Annotated in this window: 1 pseudogene; it reads right to left on the minus strand. The window is 38.8% G+C overall.

The window, feature by feature from the left end:
- Positions 1–417 (minus strand): annotated as a pseudogene (locus H3Z83_RS12840) (gliding motility-associated C-terminal domain-containing protein); the annotation flags it as partial.

Here is a 417-nt window from a genome sequence, read left to right on the forward strand (position 1 = left end):
CTATCTAAATCTAAATAGTCTGGTACACCATCATTGTCTGTATCTGGTTCTGATATTGCTTGTGAATCGTCATCTTGACCATTACCGTCTGTATCACTAAAGCCTGCATCATTTGCATCAATAACTCCGTCTCCGTTAGTATCTAATGCGCCATTTCCACCTTCATCTACATCTAAAATACCATCGTTATCTGAATCTAAATCTAAATGATTCGCTACTCCATCGCCATCTGTATCATATACATCTGGAATTCCGTCATTATTGCTATCTGTATAATCAGTAGTAGAACCATCTCCTGATCCTCCATTATCAACAGTATCTAACCAGTTTGGAATTCCATCGCCATCTGCATCTCCAGTTGCATCATTTAAGCCTGATCCCTCATCTACATCTGCAATTCCATCATTGTCATCATCT

It is taken from the genome of Tenacibaculum pelagium (assembly GCF_014062345.1).
Lineage (GTDB): Bacteria > Bacteroidota > Bacteroidia > Flavobacteriales > Flavobacteriaceae > Polaribacter > Polaribacter pelagius.